Below are 16,888 nucleotides of genomic sequence, written 5' to 3'. Positions count from 1 at the left end.
AGGGCGGTTTGGTGTCCCTCCACTCCCCCTGCCCGGGCCGGGCCTGCTTCGCCCTGCCCGCGAACCGTGAAAGGCGGCCCGCATGGTCTCTCGCGTACGCGTCTGGCTCAACCGCACGTACGCGGAGAACGTGTTCTTCATGGATCAGCTGCGGCGAAATCCGAGCGACCGGGCCGTGGACATCCACGCCACGCACGGTGACGCCGACTCGCCCGTCCTGGCCGCCGCCGACACCGCCGACCTGGAGCCGGAGGGCCTCTCCCCGGCCGGGTACGTCGAGTACGCACTCGACCAGTGCCGGCGCCGCGGCATCGACGTGTTCGTGCCCCGGCTGCACCAGGCGGCGATCGTGGCGCACCGCGCGGACTTCGCCGCGGCCGGTACGGCGCTGCTGGCCCCGCCGCCCGAGGCCGTCGCGGTCTTCCACGACAAGGTGATCGCCTACGAGGCGGTCCAGGCGATCGGCGTGCCCGTGCCGCCGTGGCGGCGGGTCCGGACGGCGGACCAACTGGTCGCCGCCGTCGAGGAGTTGGAGGCCGACGGCCACACGGCGTGCTTCAAGCCGGCGTCCGGCGCGGGCGGGGTGGGCTTCCGGGTGATCACCCGCTCGCCCTTCTCGCTGTCCCGGCTCAGCGGCTTCCCGACGCCGCACGTCCAGCTGGACGTGGTCGTCGAGGCGCTGGAGCAGGCCGATGAGCCGGTGGACTGGCTGGTGATGCCGCGGCTGGAACAGCCGGAGGTGTCGGTGGACTGCCTGACCGGCCCGGACAACCGGATCCGGCTGTCCATCGGCCGCACCAAGAACGGCCGTCGCCGGGGTTTCACCCTCCAGGAGCAGTGGCTGGAGCCGGCCCGGCGGATCGCCGAGGGGTTCGGACTGCACTACCTGTCCAACATCCAGTTCCGGATGTTCGGTGACCTGCCGGTCCTGATGGACGTCAACACGCGTCCGGCGGGCGGGCTGCACCAACTGTCCCTGTGCGGGGTCAACGCCCCTTGGGCGGCCGTGCAGTTGGCGCTGGGCGAGGACCCCGGCGAGATCGTGCCGCCGTTCCTGGGACAGGACTACGCGGTGGTGTCGGGACTGCGTCAGCTGCGTCCGGTGTCGCTTCCGCAGCAGCGGGCGGAGGAGACGGAGCCCCTGCTGCCGGCCGTGCCCGCGCCGGCCGACTCCGTCGAGGTGGGCCAGGCGGCGCAGGCGCTGCCCCTGTAGACCTCACCGGTATGGACCAATTCCGTCGATCACCTTGACAGCGGGATTGGTCCATACCAACTTGGGTTGCGCATCCCAGCACCTCTCTGCACTCCCGAACACCCCCATTTCTTCAGGGAGATCGCGTGCGCACCTCATTCCTCGGACGTACCCCACGCCGGCTCCTCGCCCTGCTCGGCACCGCCGCCCTCGCCCTCGCGGGGGCGGTGGCACTGCCCAGCACCGCGCAGGCGGCCAACATCCTCGGCAACCCCGGCTTCGAATCCGGCGGCCTCTCCCCCTGGACCTGCTCCGGCGGCCTCGGCTCGGTCGTCTCCTCCCCCGTGCACAGCGGCGCCAAGGCGCTCGCGGGCGCCGTCAGTTCGAGCGACATCGCCCAGTGCGCCCAGACCGTCGCCGTTCAGCCCGACACGGCGTACACGCTGAGCGGCTGGGTGCGCGGCAGCTACGTCTACCTCGGGGTGGACGGCGGCGCCTCGACCTGGACCTCGTCGCCGTCGGCGTACAGCAGGCTGTCGGTGTCCTTCACCACCGGCGCCGGCCAGACCAGCGCCCGGATCTACGTCCACGGCTGGTACGCCCAGGGCACCTACCAGGCCGACGACATCAGCCTCGACGGACCCGGCGGCGGTGGCGGCGACACCCAGGCACCCAGCGCGCCCACCGCACTGGCCTCGACCGGCAAGACCTCGACCAGCGTCTCCCTGACCTGGAACGCCGCGACGGACAACGTGGGCGTCACGGCGTACGACGTCTACAGCGGGACGAACCGGGTGCAGAGCGTGGCCGGGACCGGCACCACCGTCAGCGGGCTGTCGCCGAGCACCGGATACACCTTCACCGTGCGGGCCCGGGACGCCGCGGGGAACGTCTCGGCGGCCTCCGCCGCCGTGACGGTGACGACGAACGCGGGCGGTGACGGCGGGACCGGGTTCAAGCAGGCCGCGCCCTACCTGTACCTCGGCTGGGGCGATCCGCCGAGCGCGACCTCGGTGATGAACGCGACCGGGGTCAAGTGGTACACGCTGGCGTTCATCCTGTCCTCCGGCGGCTGCAACCCGGCCTGGGACGGACAGCGGGCGCTCACCGGCGGCAACGACCAGGCGGTCATCAACTCCATCCGCTCCGCCGGCGGTGACATCGTGCCGTCCATCGGCGGGTGGAGCGGCAACAAGCTCGGCCCCAACTGCTCGACGGCCGAGGCGCTGGCGGGCGCCTATCAGAAGGTGATCGACGCGTACGGCCTCAAGGCGATCGACGTCGACATCGAGAACACGGACGAGTTCGAGAACGCGGCCGTGCAGGACCGCATCCTGGGCGCGCTGAAGATCGTCAAGGCGAACAATCCCGGCCTGCGGACGATCCTCACCTTCGGCACCACGACGACCGGCCCGACGTACTGGGGCAACCGGCTCATCGAGCAGGCGCGCGCGCTGAACGCCGGCATCGACGTGTTCACGATCATGCCGTTCGACTTCGGCGGCGGCTCGGACATGTACGGCAACACCGTGAACGCCTCCGAGGGGCTGAAGAACAAGCTGAAGTCCACCTTCGGGTGGGACGACGCCACGGCCTACGCGCACATCGGCATCTCCGGCATGAACGGCCTCTCCGACCAGCAGGAGCTGACGTCGCCCGCGATCTGGACCCAGATCCGCGACTGGGCGAACAGCCGGCACATCGCCCGGCTCGCCTACTGGTCCGTCAACCGCGACCGTCCCTGCCCGGGCGGCGGAGTGACCAGCAACTGCTCGGGAATCAGCCAGACCACCTGGCAGTTCACCTCCATCACGGCCGGCTTCACCGGCTGATACGGCGGTCGCGAGACGCCCTCGAATCCCCCGGACGACAAGTCCGGGGGATTTCTCTCTCCCAGGGTGTATCAGGACCCGGGGTGCGCGCTCTTAACGGTGTGACACCGACGGCCCACGGGGGATCGCGGGGGACGGCGGGGTCACGGGGGACCTTCGTGGGAGCGGGAGGGCACGACGAGCACCACCGCGCGGGTACCGACGGGGGACCAGGGGGGAGCACGGGGGAATCGGGGGAACTCGGGGATCGACGGGGGATCCCCGAGGGAACGGGGGATCGGGCCGGCCGGCCGCTGTCACGGGGAGCGACCGGCCGGCCCGAGCACGTCGCGGGCGCCACGGGGCACGGCAGCCCGAGGTGAGCACCGCCCACCACGGTCGCACGGGGACGGCCTCGCCCCATGCGCGGAAGAGGCGCTCGGGCCGAGGGCGGGCGCGGTCCGGGCCGCGGCCGGCCGGGTGGACGGGGCCAGGGGATTTCGTTCGGCTCCCGGGCCGGATCAGGGAGCGGGTTCCGGTGCCGTGGACCGCGAGGCGGACGAGGGAACCGGGGCGGAACCCTGGGGACCGACGACAACGCGGCGAGGTGCGGCACCGGAACCCGCGAGCCCGGCCTGATCCGAACGAGAGCCCTAGTTGCCGCCGGTGGTGCGGCCCAGCCTGAGTGTCAGGATCTGGAAGGGCCGCAGCCGCACCAGGACGCCGTCCTCGCCGTCGGTGACGGCCGGCTCCAGCGGTCGCTCCAGCAGGTCCGTGACCTGGGCGCCGGAGAGCGGGAAGCCGGCGCGCAGGGTGCCGGTGGCCCGGCCGCCGCGCGACTCGTAGAGCCGGACGACGACATCGCCGGACGCGTCGTCGGCGAGCTTGACCGCCTCGACGGTGATGCCCTCGCCGTTGACGGAGACCACCGGGACGTTCGCGCCCGCCACGTCGGCCACGCGCAGCGGGAGGTTGAGCGCGTAGCCCTCGGCGACCGCCTCCTCGATGCTCGCGCCGGGCAGCAGCGCGTAGGTGAAGCGGTGCCTGCCCTGGTCGGCCCCGGGGTCCGGGACGCGCGGGGCGCGCACCAGGCTGAGGCGCACGGTGGTGGTCGTGCCTCCGTCCTCCCGGACGGAGCGGGAGACGTCGTGGCCGTAGGTGGAGTCGTTGATGACGGCGACGCCGTAGCCGGGCTCGCCGATGTGCACCCAGCGGTGGCAGGAGACCTCGAACTTGGCGGCCTCCCAGGTCGTGTTGGTGTGGGTGGGGCGCTGCACGTGCCCGAACTGGATCTCGGCGGAGGAGTGCGGGGCCCGCACGTCCACCGGGAAGGCCGCCTTCAGGATCTTCTCCGCTTCGTGCCAGTCGATGTCGGTCTCGAAGTCGACGCGAGGGCTGCCTGCGCGCAGGGTGATCGTCTGGCTGATGGTCGAGCCCCTGCCGAAGGACCGGGTGACGCGGACGGCGCCCACGAGCGGCCCCTCCTCGACCACCTCGACGGAGTCCGCGGTCAGGAGGTCGGTGTACCGGTTCCGGTAGTGCCGGTCGATGTCCCAGGCGTCCCAGTTGTTGGGGAGGTCGGTGTGCAGGCGGAGCAGGTTGCCGGCGTCGGCGAGGACCTCGCGGTCCGCCCGCAGATCGCGTACGGAGGACAGTGTGCCGTCCTCCGCGATCTCCACCCGTACCAGCCCGTTGTCGAGGACGCGTCCGGAGACCTCGACCGGCGGCGGGGCCTCGCCGCCCGCGAGGGGGGCGCTGCCGCCCGCCGGGACCCGCACGAAGGCCGGCGTGCCGTCGGCGGTGCGGACCACCTCGGCGCGGTCGTACGGGCTGGTGTTGAAGACCCGGGGCCCGCCACCGCCCAGCGCGCCGATCGCCTCCGCCGTCAGCGCCTCCAGCTCCCCCGCCACGCGCGCGTACTCGGCCTCCGCCTCGCGGTGCACCCAGGCGATCGACGAGCCCGGCAGGATGTCGTGGAACTGGTGGAGCAGGACCGTCTTCCACAGCCGGTCGAGCTTGTCGTGGGGGTAGGCGTAGCCCGGTGCGTGCAACGCGGCCGTCGTCGCCCACAGCTCGGCCTCGCGCAGGCGGTGTTCGGAGCGACGGTTGCCCTGCTTGGTGCGGGCCTGGGAGGTGTAGGTGGCGCGGTGCAGCTCCAGGTACAGCTCGCCGTTCCACACCGGGGCGTCCGGATACTCGGCGCGGGCCTTCGCGAAGAAGTCGTCGGGGTGTTCGACGACGACCTTCGGCGAACCCTCCAGGTCGGCGAGGCGGCGGGCGCGTTCCATGATCTCGCGGGTGGGGCCGCCGCCGCCGTCGCCCCAGCCGAAGGGTGCCAGGGAGCGGGTGCCGGCGCCCTTCTCGGCGTAGTTGCGGACGGCGCGGTCCATCTCCTCGCCGCTGAAGCGGGCGTTGTAGGTGTCGATCGGCGGGAAGTGGGTGAAGATGCGGGTGCCGTCGATGCCCTCCCACCAGAAGGTGTGGTGGGGGAAGCTGTTCGTCTGGTTCCAGGAGATCTTCTGGGTGAGGAACCAGTCGTTGCCGGCGAGCTTGGCGAGCTGCGGGTAGGCCGCGTTGTAGCCGAAGGAGTCCGGCAGCCAGACCCCCCTGGTCTCGATCCCGAAGTGCTCGATGAAGAACCGCTTGCCGTGGACCAGTTGGCGGGCGATGGCCTCGCCGCCGGGCAGGTTGCCGTCGGACTCGACCCACATGCCGCCGACCGGCGCCCACTGCCCCTTCTTGATCGACTCCTGGATGCGCGCCCACACCTGGGGGTAGTTGTCGCGCACCCACTCGTACTGCTGGGCCTGCGAGCAGGCGAAGATGAAGTCGTCGTACTCGTCGGCGAGTGCGGTGACGTTGGAGAAGGTGCGGGACGTCTTGCGCTTGGTCTCGCGGATGGGCCACAGCCAGGCGGAGTCGATGTGTGCGTGGCCGACGCCCGAGACGGTGTGGGCGCTGGCATGGGCGGGCCTGGCCAGGGCGGGGGCGAGGACCTCGCGGACGGCGGCGGCGCTGCCGGAGATGTCGTCCAGGTCGACGGCGTCCATGGCGCGGTCGAGGGTGTGCATGATCTCGTGGCGGCGCGGCTCGTGCTCGCCGAGGTGGGCCATGAGTTCCCGCAGGACCTGGAGGTCGAGGTCCAGGTGGAAGACCTGCTCGTCGAGGACGGCGATGTCGGCGCGGTGGAATGTATACAGTGGACGGTCGCCTGCCGTCAGTACATCGCCGAGCGGCGTCGGGGTCGCGAAGCCGTTCGCCAGGATGTCGGGGTTGGAAGCCGCCTCGACCAGGTAGTCGATCACCTCGCCGCCGGTCGCCGGGTTGCCGATCGGCACGTACTGGTTGAGCGGGTTGACCGCCTTCAGCGGGGTGCCGTCGGTCAGGTGGACCAGGGCCTCGGCCTGGTTGCCGGGCCAGCCGCCGACGAAGCCCAGGTCGATGACCGCCTCGACCCGCTTCCCGGCCCACTCGGCGGGCACCCGGCCACGCATCCGGAACCAGGTGGTCCCCCAGGGCGGACCCCAGGGCGTGTCCATCGCGAAGGGCTCGTACGGCGCCGCCGCGGCCTCCGCGAAGGAGACGGGCTCGCCCGGCGCCTGCCAGGCCTCGACCTCGAAGGGCACGGTGGCCGCGTAGACGGCGGGCTTGATGCGCTGGGTGTGGACGCGCTCGACGCGCTCCTCGATCCGGCGGCGTTCGTCGTGCATGGGAAGTCTCCAGGGAACCGGGAAGGGCTAACTGCTGGAACCTACGGGAAACAGGGGGAAAGCGCTTACCCGAGGTAGGCCAGGCCCGGGTGGACCGCGGTGTAGCCCTCGAGGAGCCTGCGCGCCACGTGCACCGAGTCGACGAGCGGGTGCAGGGCGAACGCCTTCACCGCGCTCGCCCGCGAGCCCGACTCGGCGGCGGCCAGCACCTCCCGCTCGACCCCCTTCACGGCGCAGACCAGCCCGGTCGCGTGGCCGGGCAGCGGGGCCACCGACACGGGGTGGGCGCCGTTGGCGTCGACGAGGCAGGGCACCTCGACGACCGCGTCCGTGTCGAGCACCGAGAGGGTGCTCCGATTGCGGACGTTGAGGATCAGGGTGGTGCGTTCGTCGCGGGCGATGGCCCGCATCAGGGCGAGGGCCACCTTCTCGTAGCCGCCGGACAGGTCGTCGGCCTCGCGTTCGCCGGCACCGGCGGTCTCCCGGTTCTCGGCCATGTAGGTCGCCTCGCGCTCGGCGCGGGTACGGTCCCAGGCGGTCAGCGCCGCCGCGTCGGGCCGGCGCACCTCCTCGTAGAACCGCGCCTGCTGGTCGCGCAGGAAGGCGCCGCGGGTCTTCTCGGCCTGCTGGTAGGCGCGCACGGTCTCGCGGTTGAAGTAGTAGTAGTGCAGGTACTCGTTGGGGATCGCGCCGAGCGACCGCAGCCAGTCGACGCCGAACAGCCTGCCCTCCTCGAAGGAGCCGAGCAGGTCCGAGTCGGCCAGCAGCCGCGGGAGTTCGTCGCGGCCGGCGACCCGCAGGCCTCGTACCCAGCCGAGGTGGTTGAGGCCCACGTAGTCGACGAACGCCTCGCTCGGGTTCGCGCCGAGGACCCGCGCGATCCGGCGGCCCAGACCGACCGGCGAGTCGCAGATGCCGATGACGCGGTCGCCGAGGTGACGGGACATGGCCTCGGTGACCAGGCCGGCCGGGTTGGTGAAGTTGATGACCCACGCGTCCGGGGCCAGGCGGGCCACCCGCCGGGCGATGTCGACCGCGACGGGCACCGTGCGCAGACCGTAGGCGATGCCGCCCGCGCCGACCGTCTCCTGGCCGAGGACGCCCTCCGCCAGAGCCACCCGTTCGTCGTTCGCCCGGCCCTCCAGGCCGCCGACGCGGATCGCGGAGAAGACGAAGTCGGCGCCGCGCAGGGCCTCGTCCAGATCGGTCGTCGCGGTCACGGTGGGGGCGTCGGCCACCGTCGCCGCCTGTTCAGCCAGGACCCGGGCTACCGCATACAGTCGGCTGTCGTCCACATCGTGGAGTACGACCTCGGTGACCCGCCCCTCGGCGTGGTCCGTCAGCAGCGCGCCGTACACGAGCGGCACCCGGAATCCGCCGCCGCCCAGAATCGTCAGTTTCACGCCTGCACCCTTCCTGCCACGCCTGCACCTTTCCTGCCCGGGGCCACCTCGACACCCGTCTCCTCGACGGACCGGGTCGCCGGGTCCACCGGCGCGTCGGCCACCACCATGTCCAGGTCGCCCTGACCACGGACCCTCGCCATCCCGTACCCGGGAACTTCGGCGTGGCCGGGAACACGGTCGCGGGCAAGAACTTCGTCGTGTCCGCCGGCAGGACGACCTGGGCGCTCTTGATCATGGCGTAGAGAGCGGTACTCAGGCCGGAGCATGCCACCGAGCAGCACCGGGTCGGCACCCTCGCCGTCGGCGAGTTCCTCGTGGACCACCAGGTCGCCGGTGATCATGGTGACCCTCGGCGGCCACTGGGGCCTCGGCGGTCTCGGCGGTCTCGGCGGTCTCGGCGGTGTCAGCGACCTCGGCGGTCTCGCTGGTCTGGGTGAAGGGCCGGTCGCCGTCGTCGACGACGGTGCCGCCGTGGACACGTGCGGGCGGGCCATGTTCCTCGCGTCCGATCAGGTCGCGCCGGACCGTGGCGGGGCTGACGCCCAGCTGCCCGGAGAGATGGTCCACGGCCACGGGCCCACCGGAGCGCCGGGCCCGCAGGGTCTCGCGGGCCCGCAGGATGAGTCGGCGTCGTCGTTCTGCCACCACGGCGTGAACGATATCCGTCATTTTCGATCAAATCCATGCCCACTTCGCCTCGGGCTTTCCCATCCCGACGAGTGCCGCGCGTTTCCGGTCACCGACGTGGCTGGGCCGCCAGCGAGGCCACCCCGGGACTTCAGGGCGGCTTGATCCGGGGGTTCCGGGACCACGGCATCCTCCAGGGCGTGACGGACGGAAGACCGACCGGCCGGTCGTGGGGCGCCGGGAAGACCGGTGACGACCTCGACGAGCCGTTGGCCACGCTCTCCCTCTCGAACGACCGCGAGCCGCAGTGGGGGATGCGCCCGTTCGACCAGGAGGGCATCGCCACCGACTGGGGACAGGAGACCCCGCTGGAGACCCGGTGGCCTCTCGCCGTCGTCAACGACGGCCGGCACACCACGTTTTACGTCGAGGGATGCCCGCTCGTCCGCACCCCGAAGGCCAGGTCGGTCGGCATCGCCTCGGTGGGACTGCCGTGGCTGCTCGGCGGCTACGCGTACGGCGGGCGGATCGACCGGATCCTGCGGGGCCGGCTGGGCGACGTACGGATCGTCGAACGGGCGCTGCCCGTCACCTCCTTCATGAACCACTGAGCCCGAGCCCCGAGAGAGAACGATGACCGGGCGGCAGCCGCCTTCCTGGGCCGACCCCGTCCGTCTCCCCCGCCGGCCTCGACGCGCGGGGCGCCTCCCGGCGCCTGCTCCGCGCACCGGCGGACCTGTTCGGCGCCGCGTTCGCGCTCGGCTCGGCGGCGGCCGGCCCGGCGGGCGCCGGCCGGGACGCCGACCCGCCCCCACCGGGTCCCGCCGGGACGCCGGACCGCCGCACCGCATCCCGCCGGGACGCCGGACCGCCCGCACCGTGTTACGACGGGACGGCGGGTGCCTGACCGGACCCCGGCCGGAGGTACCGTGGCCGCGTGACCACCGAAGAGTCGCTGCGACCGCAGTCCCTGATGCTCACCTTCCTGGGCGAGCAGGTGCTCGGACGGGACGTGTGCGTGTACTCGGGCAGCGTGATCGACGTCTTCGCCCGCGTCGGCGTGGGAGAGCAGGCGACCCGCTCGACACTGACCCGCATGGTCCACCGGGGTCTGCTGCGTCGGCAACGGGAGGGCCGCCGGATGTACTTCGGCCTCACCGGGCACTCGGCGGAGGTGCTGCGCGACGGCGAGCGGCGGATATGGCGGACCGGCGCCGTGAACCGGGACTGGGACGGCACCTGGACCCTGCTCGGTTTCTCCCTGCCGGAGTCCTGGCAGCGCCAGCGTCACGACCTGCGCGCGAAACTCGCCTGGAGCGGTTTCGGCCCGTTGTTCGGCGGGCTGTGGATCGCGCCGGGCGAGGTCGACGTGTCCGCCCTGGTCACCGGACTCGGGCTCGCCTCCCATGTGAAGGTGTTCCGTGCGAACGCCGACGCCGGCACGGACATCGGCGCGATGATCGAGGAGACCTGGGAACTCCCCGAACTCGCCGACCGCTACACGGCGTTCCTACGACGCTGGCAGCCCTGGGAGACGGCGGCGCCGGACCCCGACGACGCACTGGCCCGTCGGCTGCTGCTCCAGACCGAGTGGCTGCGGATCATCCGCGGCGACCCGCGTCTGCCCGTGAAGCACCTGCCGGACGACTGGCCGGCCGAGCAGGCGGAGAAGACGTTCCGAAGCGTCCACGAACGGCTGTCCCCGCTCGCGAACGCCTCGGTGGAGCACCTGCTCGACCTGGTGCCGGTGCGCCCCGACCCGGCGTAGGGCCGGCGGTCCGGATCCGGTGCGGGGCCGCCTGTGCCCGAATCCGACGCACGACCGGTTCGCCCGGACGCGGTGGCGAGCCGACGCGTGCCGCCCGGCCGCCCGGCCGCCCGCCGTCGGGCCGTCGGGCCGGCATCGGTCAGGCGTAGAACCGGGACAGGCTCTGCAGCACCGCCGCCGGCTTCGCACCGCCCTCGATCTCGATCGCGCCGTCGACGGTGATCTGCACCCCGCCCGGCACCTCCGCCACCTCGGTGAGCCGGCCGGTGAGGCGAATGCGGGAGCCGACCTTCACCGGTGAGGGGAAACGGACCTTGTTCAGCCCGTAGTTGACCTTGGTGGTGACGCCCTGGACGTCCAGCAGCTCGGTGAACAGCGGGATGAACAGGGACAGGGTGAGGTATCCGTGGGCGATGGGCGCGCCGAAGGGCCCGTCCTTGGCGCGCTCCGGGTCCACGTGGATCCACTGGTGGTCGCCGGTGGCGTCGGCGAAGGTGTCGATGCGCTCCTGGGTGACCTCGATCCACTCGCTGGTGCCCAGGTCGCTGCCTGCCAGCTTCTTCAGCTCGTCGAGGCCGTTCACGGTGAAGCTCATACAGCCGTCCTTCTCAGTCAGGAGTTGTCGCCGAAGCGCTTGCGCACCCGGGACTTGAGGAGCTTCCCGGAGGCGGTGCGCGGGAGTTCGTCCGCGATGACGACCGACTTCGGGATCTTGTACTTGGCGAGGCGGCCGGCGAGCGAGGCCAGTACCTCGTCGGGGTCCGGCGAGGCGCCCTCGCGCGGCACGACCACCGCCCGCGGCACCTCCCCCCACTTGTCGTCGGGCACGCCGATGACCGCGCACTCGACGATGTCGGGGTGGGTGAGGAGCAGGTCCTCGATCTCGGCGGGGTAGACGTTCTCGCCACCGGAGATGATCATGTCCTTCATGCGGTCGACGATGTACACGTAACCGTCCTCGTCGACGCGCGCCGCGTCCCCGCTGCGGAACCAGCCGTCGGCGAAGGACGCGGCGCTCTCCTCGGGCAGCCCCCAGTAGCCGGGCATGACGTGCGGGCCGCGCACCACCACCTCACCCGTCTCGCCGGCCCGGACGGGCGCCAGGTCGGGCCGGACCACCCGCACATCGCTGAAGAAGTGCGGGACACCGGCCGAGCCGGCCTTGCAGATCGCGTGTTCGGCGTCCAGGAACAGGGTGCCGGGGGCGGCCTCGGTCATGCCGTAGCCCTGCAGGAAGGTGAGGCCGCGCTCCTGGTAGGCGGCGATCAGCGCGGTGGGGACCGGGGAGCCGCCGCAGGTCAGGATGCGCAGGGAGGACAGATCGGCGTCCTGCCAGCGCGGGTGCCGGGCGATCTGGTCGAACATCGTCGGGACCCCGAACATGAAGGTGATCCGGTGGCGTTCGACGAGGTCGAAGGTGGTGTCCGGGTCGAAGGACTCGACCAGGACACAGGTGCCGCCCTTGAGGAGGACCGGCAGGGTGAGCATGTTCAGGCCGGCCGTGTGGAACAACGGCGCGGAGACCAGGGCCCGTTCGTCGGCGATCAGGTCGGTGTCGACGAGTACGTTGAGCGCGTTCCAGGTGAGGTTGCCGTGGGTGAGCATCGCGCCCTTGGGGCGGCCGGTGGTGCCCGAGGTGTACATGATGACGCAGGTGTCGTCGGCGCCGACCGGCTCGTCGATCGGGTCCTCCGCGGCCGACGCTAGCGCCTCCTCGTACTCGGCGCCGACCTCCAGATAGGTCCGGACGTCGGTGCTGCCGGGCAGCCCAGCCACCAGGCCGCCGTACGCCGGGCCGTACACCAGGGCCTTCGCGCCGGAGTCGGCGAGCTGGTAGGCGATCTCGGGGCCGGCCAGGCGGATGTTGAGCGGCACGAAGACGGCGCCGAGAGTGCCTGCCGCGAACAGGGTCTCCAGGTAGGAGGGGTGGTTCGGGCCGAGGTAGGCGATCCGGTCGCCGCGACGGACGCCTCGGGCACGCAGGGCGTGGGCCAGGCGCGTGGTGCGTGTATGCAATGTGCGGTAGTCGGTCGACCGTACGCCGTGGACCGGCGACGGGTCACCGTCGGCCGTGGACCGTCCACCGCGGACCGCCGACGGACCACCGTCGACCGTGGACCGTTCACCGCGGACCGTGGACGGACCACCGTCGACCGGGGACCGTTCACCATGGATCGTGGACGGTTCAGCATGGACGGCAGACGGTCCACCGCCGACGGCAGCCGGTTCACCGTGGGCGGTCGACACGTCGCCGTGGACCAGGGCCGTGCGGTGCGGGGTCTTACGGGCCCGGCGTGCGGGCCAGGATCCCAGTCCCTCGTTGCGCATCTCCACGCCCCTTCACGGTGTGGTGGTCAGCCCGAGCAGCCGGGCGGCGTTCTCCTTGAGGATCTTCGGCTTCACCTCGTCCTTGATCGTCAGCTTGTCGAAGTCGGCGAGCCAGCGGTCGGGGGTCAGGACGGGGAAGTCGGAGCCGAAGAGGACCTTGTCCTTGAGCAGGGTGTTGGCGTACTGCACGAGCTGCGGCGGGAAGTACTTCGGCGACCAGCCGGAGAGGTCGATGTGCACGCCCGGCTTGTGCGTGGCGACGGCGAGGGCCTCGTCCTGCCAGGGGAACGACGGATGCGCCAGGATGATCCGCAGGTGCGGGAAGTCTGCGGCGACGTCGTCGACGTGCAGCGGGTTGGAGTACTTGAGCCGGATGCCGCCGCCGCCGGGCACGCCGGCGCCGATGCCGGTCTGGCCGGTGTGGAACAGGGCGATGGCGCCGGTCTCCTCGATCACCTCGTAGAGCGCGTACGCCACGGCCCGGTCGTTGGGGAAGAAGCCCTGGATGCTGGGGTGGAACTTGAAGCCCTTCACCCCGTACTCCTCGACCAGGCGCCGGGCCTGCTTCACACCAGCCTTGCCCCGGAAGGGGTCGATGGAGGCGAAGGGGATGAGGACGTCGGCGTTGGCGGCGGCCGCCTCGGCGACCTCCTCGTTGGGGACGGGGGCGGTGCCGGTCGCGGACTCGGCGTCCACGGTGAAGATCACGGCGGCCATCCTGCGCTCGCGGTAGTAGGCGGCCGTCTCCTGGAGGGTCGGCTTCCGCGTGCCCTCGACCTTGAAGTAGGCGGAGGAGGCGTCGTGCAGGTCGTCGTCCAGGGAGGAGTGGCCCTGGGAGGACACCTCCGCGTGGGTGTGGACGTCGATCGCGACGAGGTCCTCGACGTTCATGGAGGGAGCCATCACGCCTCCGGGAACTGGGGCGCCGGGATGCCGACGGTCTGGAGTTCCGCGCCGACCGAGGTGCGGAAGGCGTCGGCCAGGCCGTCCGGGGTCCAGCCGCCGTCGGCGTACGCCGCGCGGATCTCCTGCGGATGCGACCAGAGTGCCACCTTGTCGCCGCCGATGCCGATGGCCTGTCCGGTGATGGAGCGGGCGGCCTCGGAGGCGAGGAAGGGCACGAGGGCCGCGCAGTCCTCGGGGGTGCCGAAGCCCTCGCCCTTGCGGAGGAAGGCGGGCAGCGGCTCGCCGTCCTTCATGGCCTCGACGTAGGGGGCGAAGGCGGGGATGGTCTCGGTCATCGCGGTGGCGGCGACCGGGACGACGGCGTTGACGGTGATGTTCGCGCGGCCCAGTTCCATGGACCAGGTGCGGGCCATGGCGGCGATGCCGGCCTTGGCGGCGGCGTAGTTGGTCTGTCCGAAGTTGCCGCGCTGGCCGGCCGGGGAGCCCACCAGGACGAGTGTGCCGCCCTCGCCCTGCTCGCGCATGCGTGTCGCGGCGGCGCGGGCGCAGGTGAAGGTGCCCCTGAGGTGGGTGGTGATCACCGCGTCGAAGTCGTCGTCGGTCATCTTCCACAGCACCCTGTCGCGCAGGATGCCCGCGTTGGTGACCAGGACGTCGAGCCGTCCGAACTCCCGCACGGCGCGGTTCACCAGCCGGTCGGCGGCCTCGGAGGTGCCCACGGCGACCACCTCGGCGACGGCGGTGCCGCCCGCCTCGGTGATGGACTTCACGGCCTGCTCGGCGACCGCCTCGTCGATGTCGTTGACGACCACGCGGGCGCCGTGGGCGGCGAGGGCCTGGGCGTAGGCGAGGCCGAGGCCCCGGCCGCTGCCGGTGACGACGGCGGCCTTGCCGGTGAGATCGATGCTGGGCACGACGGTGTCCCTTCACATGGGTCGGCCGCACCGCACAGGGTGCGGCCGCACACGGGTGGTGCGGCTTCGAGATCGAAGCTAAGAGCAATAATTGTTGACGTCAATAGTTGTTGTGGTCGCATGGAGTGCGTCATGCTGGACCGCACCACGCCGGACCGCCCTCCGGGGCCGACACCAGGGAGCCCGCCATCGCCCGCCAGGACGACACCGTGAACGCCACCCCGATCGACGCGGACGAACCGTGGATGCGCGCACTGCACGCCGACACCGGCTATCTGCTGTACCGGCTGGGACTGCGCTCGGGACAACTGTTCAACACGTCCCTGCAGGAGTGGGGGCTGCGCCTGCGCCACTACGCCGTGCTGCGCTTCCTGGCCACGTCCGAGGGCGTGCTGCAGCGCGAGCTGAGCACCCGGCTCGGCTACGACCCGAGCGCGATCGTCGGCCTGGTCGACGACCTGGAGAAGCTGGGCTTCGCCGAACGCCGGCCGGCCCCGGACGACCGCCGCAGCCGGATCGTCGCACTGACCGAGAACGGCCGGGCCTTCCTGCGCGGCACCGACGCCGCCGGCCGGCGGGTGACCGACGACCTCCTCGCCCCGCTCGACGAGACGGAACGCGCCACGCTGCACGCCCTGTTGCTGCGTATCGCGGAGGACGGACCCCACTGATGTCGTGCAAATGATTGACGGCGGCCACACAACTGCCTAACTTCACGGGACGCCGGACTCTCCCCCGGTATCTGCACCATCCCCCGCCCTCCTCCCCAGGGAGCCTCCGTGCAGCCATCCCGTACGTCCGCCCGCCGCCCGTCCCCGCAACTGCGCCGCGTAGCCCTGTCCGGGCTGCTCGGCACCACCGTCGAGTTCTACGACTTCCTCGTCTACGGCACCGTCGCCGCGCTCGTCTTCGGCGACCTCTTCTTCCCCGGCGCCGACCCGGCCGTCGGCACGGTCGCGGCCTTCGGCACCTTCGCCGCCGGCTACGTGGCGCGTCCGCTCGGCGGCCTCGTCTTCGGCCACTTCGGCGACCGGATCGGCCGCAGGTCGATGATGCTGCTGACCATGACGCTGATGGGCTCCGGCAGCTTCCTCATCGGTCTGCTGCCGACCTATGACGCGATCGGCGTGTGGGCGCCCGTCCTGCTGGTCACCCTGCGGGTCGTGCAGGGCCTCGCGATCGGCGGCGAGTGGGGCGGCGCCACCCTGATGGTCGTCGAGCACGCCGAACACGCCGAAGGGGCCGGGGGCTCCCGGCGCGGTCTGTGGTCCAGTTCCACGCAGCTCGGCGCCCCGCTCGGCTCGGTGCTGTCCGCCGGTGTGGTGACCCTCGTGTCCACGCTGCCGGACGACCAGTTCCGTGAGTGGGGCTGGCGGGTGCCGTTCCTGCTCAGCGTGGTCCTGCTGGCGGTCGGGATGTTCGTCCGGCTGCGGGTCGCCGAGAGCCCGCTGTTCCGCAGGGCCGAGCCGCTCGACCGGCCGCCGGTCCTGGAGGTGCTGCGCCGGCCCAAGCCCGTACTGCTCGCGGCCTGCGTGGGCATCGGGGCGTTCACGGCCCAGTCACTGCTGACGGGATTCATGATTTCGTATGCGGTCGACCGTGAACACGGCGCATACAGTCGACCGCAGGTGCTCGCCGCCGTCACCATCGCCTCCTGCGTGGCCCTGCTGGTCCTGCCCGCCGCCTCCGCCCTGTCCGACCGGATCGGCCGCCGGCCCGTCGTGCTCGCCGGTGCCCTCGCCTCGGCGGCCCTGGCCTTCCCGGTACTCGCACTGGTCGACACGGGCTCCCCCGGCCTGCTGATCCTCGCCCTCGTCCTCGGGCACGGCGTCGCCCAGTCCACGATGTACGGGCCGCTCGGCGCCCTGCTCACCGAGATGTTCGGCACCCGGGTCCGCTACACCGGCGCCTCCCTCGGCTACCAGGCGGCGACACTGATCGGCGCGGGTTTCTCGCCACTGATCGCGAGCAGTCTGCTCGCGTCGAACGGCGGCGGAAGCACTCCCGTGTCGCTGCTGCTGTGCGGTGGCGCCGCGATCACCGCCGTCACCGTGTGGCGGTTGCGCGAGACGCGCGGGGACGCGCTCGATCCCGCCCCGGCTCGGTCCGCCGACCCGGCCAGGGAAGGAACACCGCAGTGAGCGCGAGGCCGCGCCGGACCCGCAGGCCGCACCGCCCGTGAAGGTGTCGTGGTGACGACGTCGCCGTACCCGTGAAGCCGAGGAA

General features: G+C 71.8%; 11 protein-coding genes and 2 pseudogenes. 6 read left to right on the top strand and 7 right to left on the bottom strand.

Annotated features, from left to right (window positions below; all coding sequences use genetic code 11):
• Positions 1–82: 82 nt before the first annotated feature.
• Positions 83–1,213 carry an ATP-grasp domain-containing protein gene (locus ACFYO5_RS13670; RefSeq protein ID WP_356569640.1) on the top strand — a complete coding sequence of 377 codons (1,131 nt, stop codon included), beginning with the start codon at positions 83–85 and terminating at the stop codon, positions 1,211–1,213.
• Positions 1,214–1,338: 125 nt separating this feature from the next.
• Complete coding sequence (locus tag ACFYO5_RS13665; RefSeq protein WP_388708099.1) at positions 1,339–3,024, top strand: carbohydrate binding domain-containing protein; 1,686 nt, start codon at positions 1,339–1,341, stop codon at positions 3,022–3,024.
• Positions 3,025–3,656: 632 nt separating this feature from the next.
• On the opposite strand, the gene ACFYO5_RS13660 is transcribed toward ACFYO5_RS13665, so the two are convergent.
• The 3 genes and pseudogenes from ACFYO5_RS13660 to ACFYO5_RS13650 form a co-directional block, all read right to left on the bottom strand.
• Positions 3,657–6,713, bottom strand: a complete 3,057-nt coding sequence (locus tag ACFYO5_RS13660; protein ID WP_388708097.1) for an alpha-mannosidase — start codon at positions 6,711–6,713, stop codon at positions 3,657–3,659.
• 65 nt (positions 6,714–6,778) lie between these two features.
• On the bottom strand, positions 6,779–8,116 hold the full coding sequence (locus ACFYO5_RS13655; RefSeq protein ID WP_388708095.1) for a 6-phospho-beta-glucosidase: 1,338 nt from the start codon (positions 8,114–8,116) through the stop codon (positions 6,779–6,781).
• Positions 8,113–8,767 (bottom strand): annotated as a pseudogene (locus ACFYO5_RS13650) (DeoR family transcriptional regulator). Before ACFYO5_RS13650 ends, ACFYO5_RS13655 begins: the two are co-directional and overlap by 4 nt.
• Positions 8,768–8,973: 206 nt before the next feature.
• Between ACFYO5_RS13650 and ACFYO5_RS13645 the strand changes: the two are divergent.
• Both ACFYO5_RS13645 and ACFYO5_RS13640 read left to right on the top strand, forming a co-directional pair.
• Positions 8,974–9,357 (top strand): annotated as a pseudogene (locus tag ACFYO5_RS13645) (Tat pathway signal sequence domain protein); the annotation flags it as partial.
• A gap of 326 nt (positions 9,358–9,683) precedes the next feature.
• Positions 9,684–10,514, top strand: coding sequence for a PaaX family transcriptional regulator C-terminal domain-containing protein (locus ACFYO5_RS13640; protein ID WP_388708092.1), 831 nt, complete (start codon positions 9,684–9,686; stop codon positions 10,512–10,514).
• Between the two features lie 139 nt (positions 10,515–10,653).
• Here ACFYO5_RS13640 and ACFYO5_RS13635 read toward each other — a convergent pair whose 3' ends face one another.
• The 4 genes from ACFYO5_RS13635 to ACFYO5_RS13620 form a co-directional block, all read right to left on the bottom strand.
• Positions 10,654–11,109 carry a MaoC family dehydratase gene (locus tag ACFYO5_RS13635; RefSeq protein ID WP_388708090.1) on the bottom strand — a complete coding sequence of 152 codons (456 nt, stop codon included), beginning with the start codon at positions 11,107–11,109 and terminating at the stop codon, positions 10,654–10,656.
• Positions 11,110–11,126: 17 nt separating this feature from the next.
• Entirely contained in the window at positions 11,127–12,761 is a 1,635-nt protein-coding gene (locus tag ACFYO5_RS13630; protein ID WP_388709227.1) for a long-chain fatty acid--CoA ligase, read from the bottom strand.
• Positions 12,762–12,854: 93 nt separating this feature from the next.
• On the bottom strand, positions 12,855–13,733 hold the full coding sequence (locus ACFYO5_RS13625; protein WP_388709225.1) for an amidohydrolase family protein: 879 nt from the start codon (positions 13,731–13,733) through the stop codon (positions 12,855–12,857).
• An 11-nt stretch (positions 13,734–13,744) separates the two neighbouring features.
• Complete coding sequence (locus ACFYO5_RS13620) at positions 13,745–14,662, bottom strand: SDR family NAD(P)-dependent oxidoreductase (RefSeq protein ID WP_388708087.1); 918 nt, start codon at positions 14,660–14,662, stop codon at positions 13,745–13,747.
• A gap of 209 nt (positions 14,663–14,871) precedes the next feature.
• Here ACFYO5_RS13620 and ACFYO5_RS13615 point away from each other — a divergent pair, with 209 nt between their 5' ends.
• Together ACFYO5_RS13615 and ACFYO5_RS13610 are read left to right on the top strand one after the other, a co-directional pair.
• Complete coding sequence (locus ACFYO5_RS13615) at positions 14,872–15,333, top strand: MarR family winged helix-turn-helix transcriptional regulator (RefSeq protein WP_388708085.1); 462 nt, start codon at positions 14,872–14,874, stop codon at positions 15,331–15,333.
• 108 nt (positions 15,334–15,441) lie between these two features.
• On the top strand, positions 15,442–16,803 hold the full coding sequence (locus tag ACFYO5_RS13610; protein WP_388708082.1) for an MFS transporter: 1,362 nt from the start codon (positions 15,442–15,444) through the stop codon (positions 16,801–16,803).
• Positions 16,804–16,888: the final 85 nt, after the last annotated feature.

It is taken from the genome of Streptomyces sp. NPDC006259 (assembly GCF_042870975.1).
Lineage (GTDB): Bacteria > Actinomycetota > Actinomycetes > Streptomycetales > Streptomycetaceae > Streptomyces.
The sequence above is the reverse complement of the archived record's forward strand: the minus strand, read 5'-3'. Positions and strand labels throughout refer to the sequence as shown.

Coding starts and splice junctions, on each gene's coding strand:
- ACFYO5_RS13625 (WP_388709225.1), bottom strand. CDS start 13,733: ATGAACGTCGAGGACCTCGTCGCGATCGACGTCCACACCCACGCGGAG.
- ACFYO5_RS13660 (WP_388708097.1), bottom strand. CDS start 6,713: ATGCACGACGAACGCCGCCGGATCGAGGAGCGCGTCGAGCGCGTCCAC.
- ACFYO5_RS13635 (WP_388708090.1), bottom strand. CDS start 11,109: ATGAGCTTCACCGTGAACGGCCTCGACGAGCTGAAGAAGCTGGCAGGC.
- ACFYO5_RS13670 (WP_356569640.1), top strand. CDS start 83: ATGGTCTCTCGCGTACGCGTCTGGCTCAACCGCACGTACGCGGAGAAC.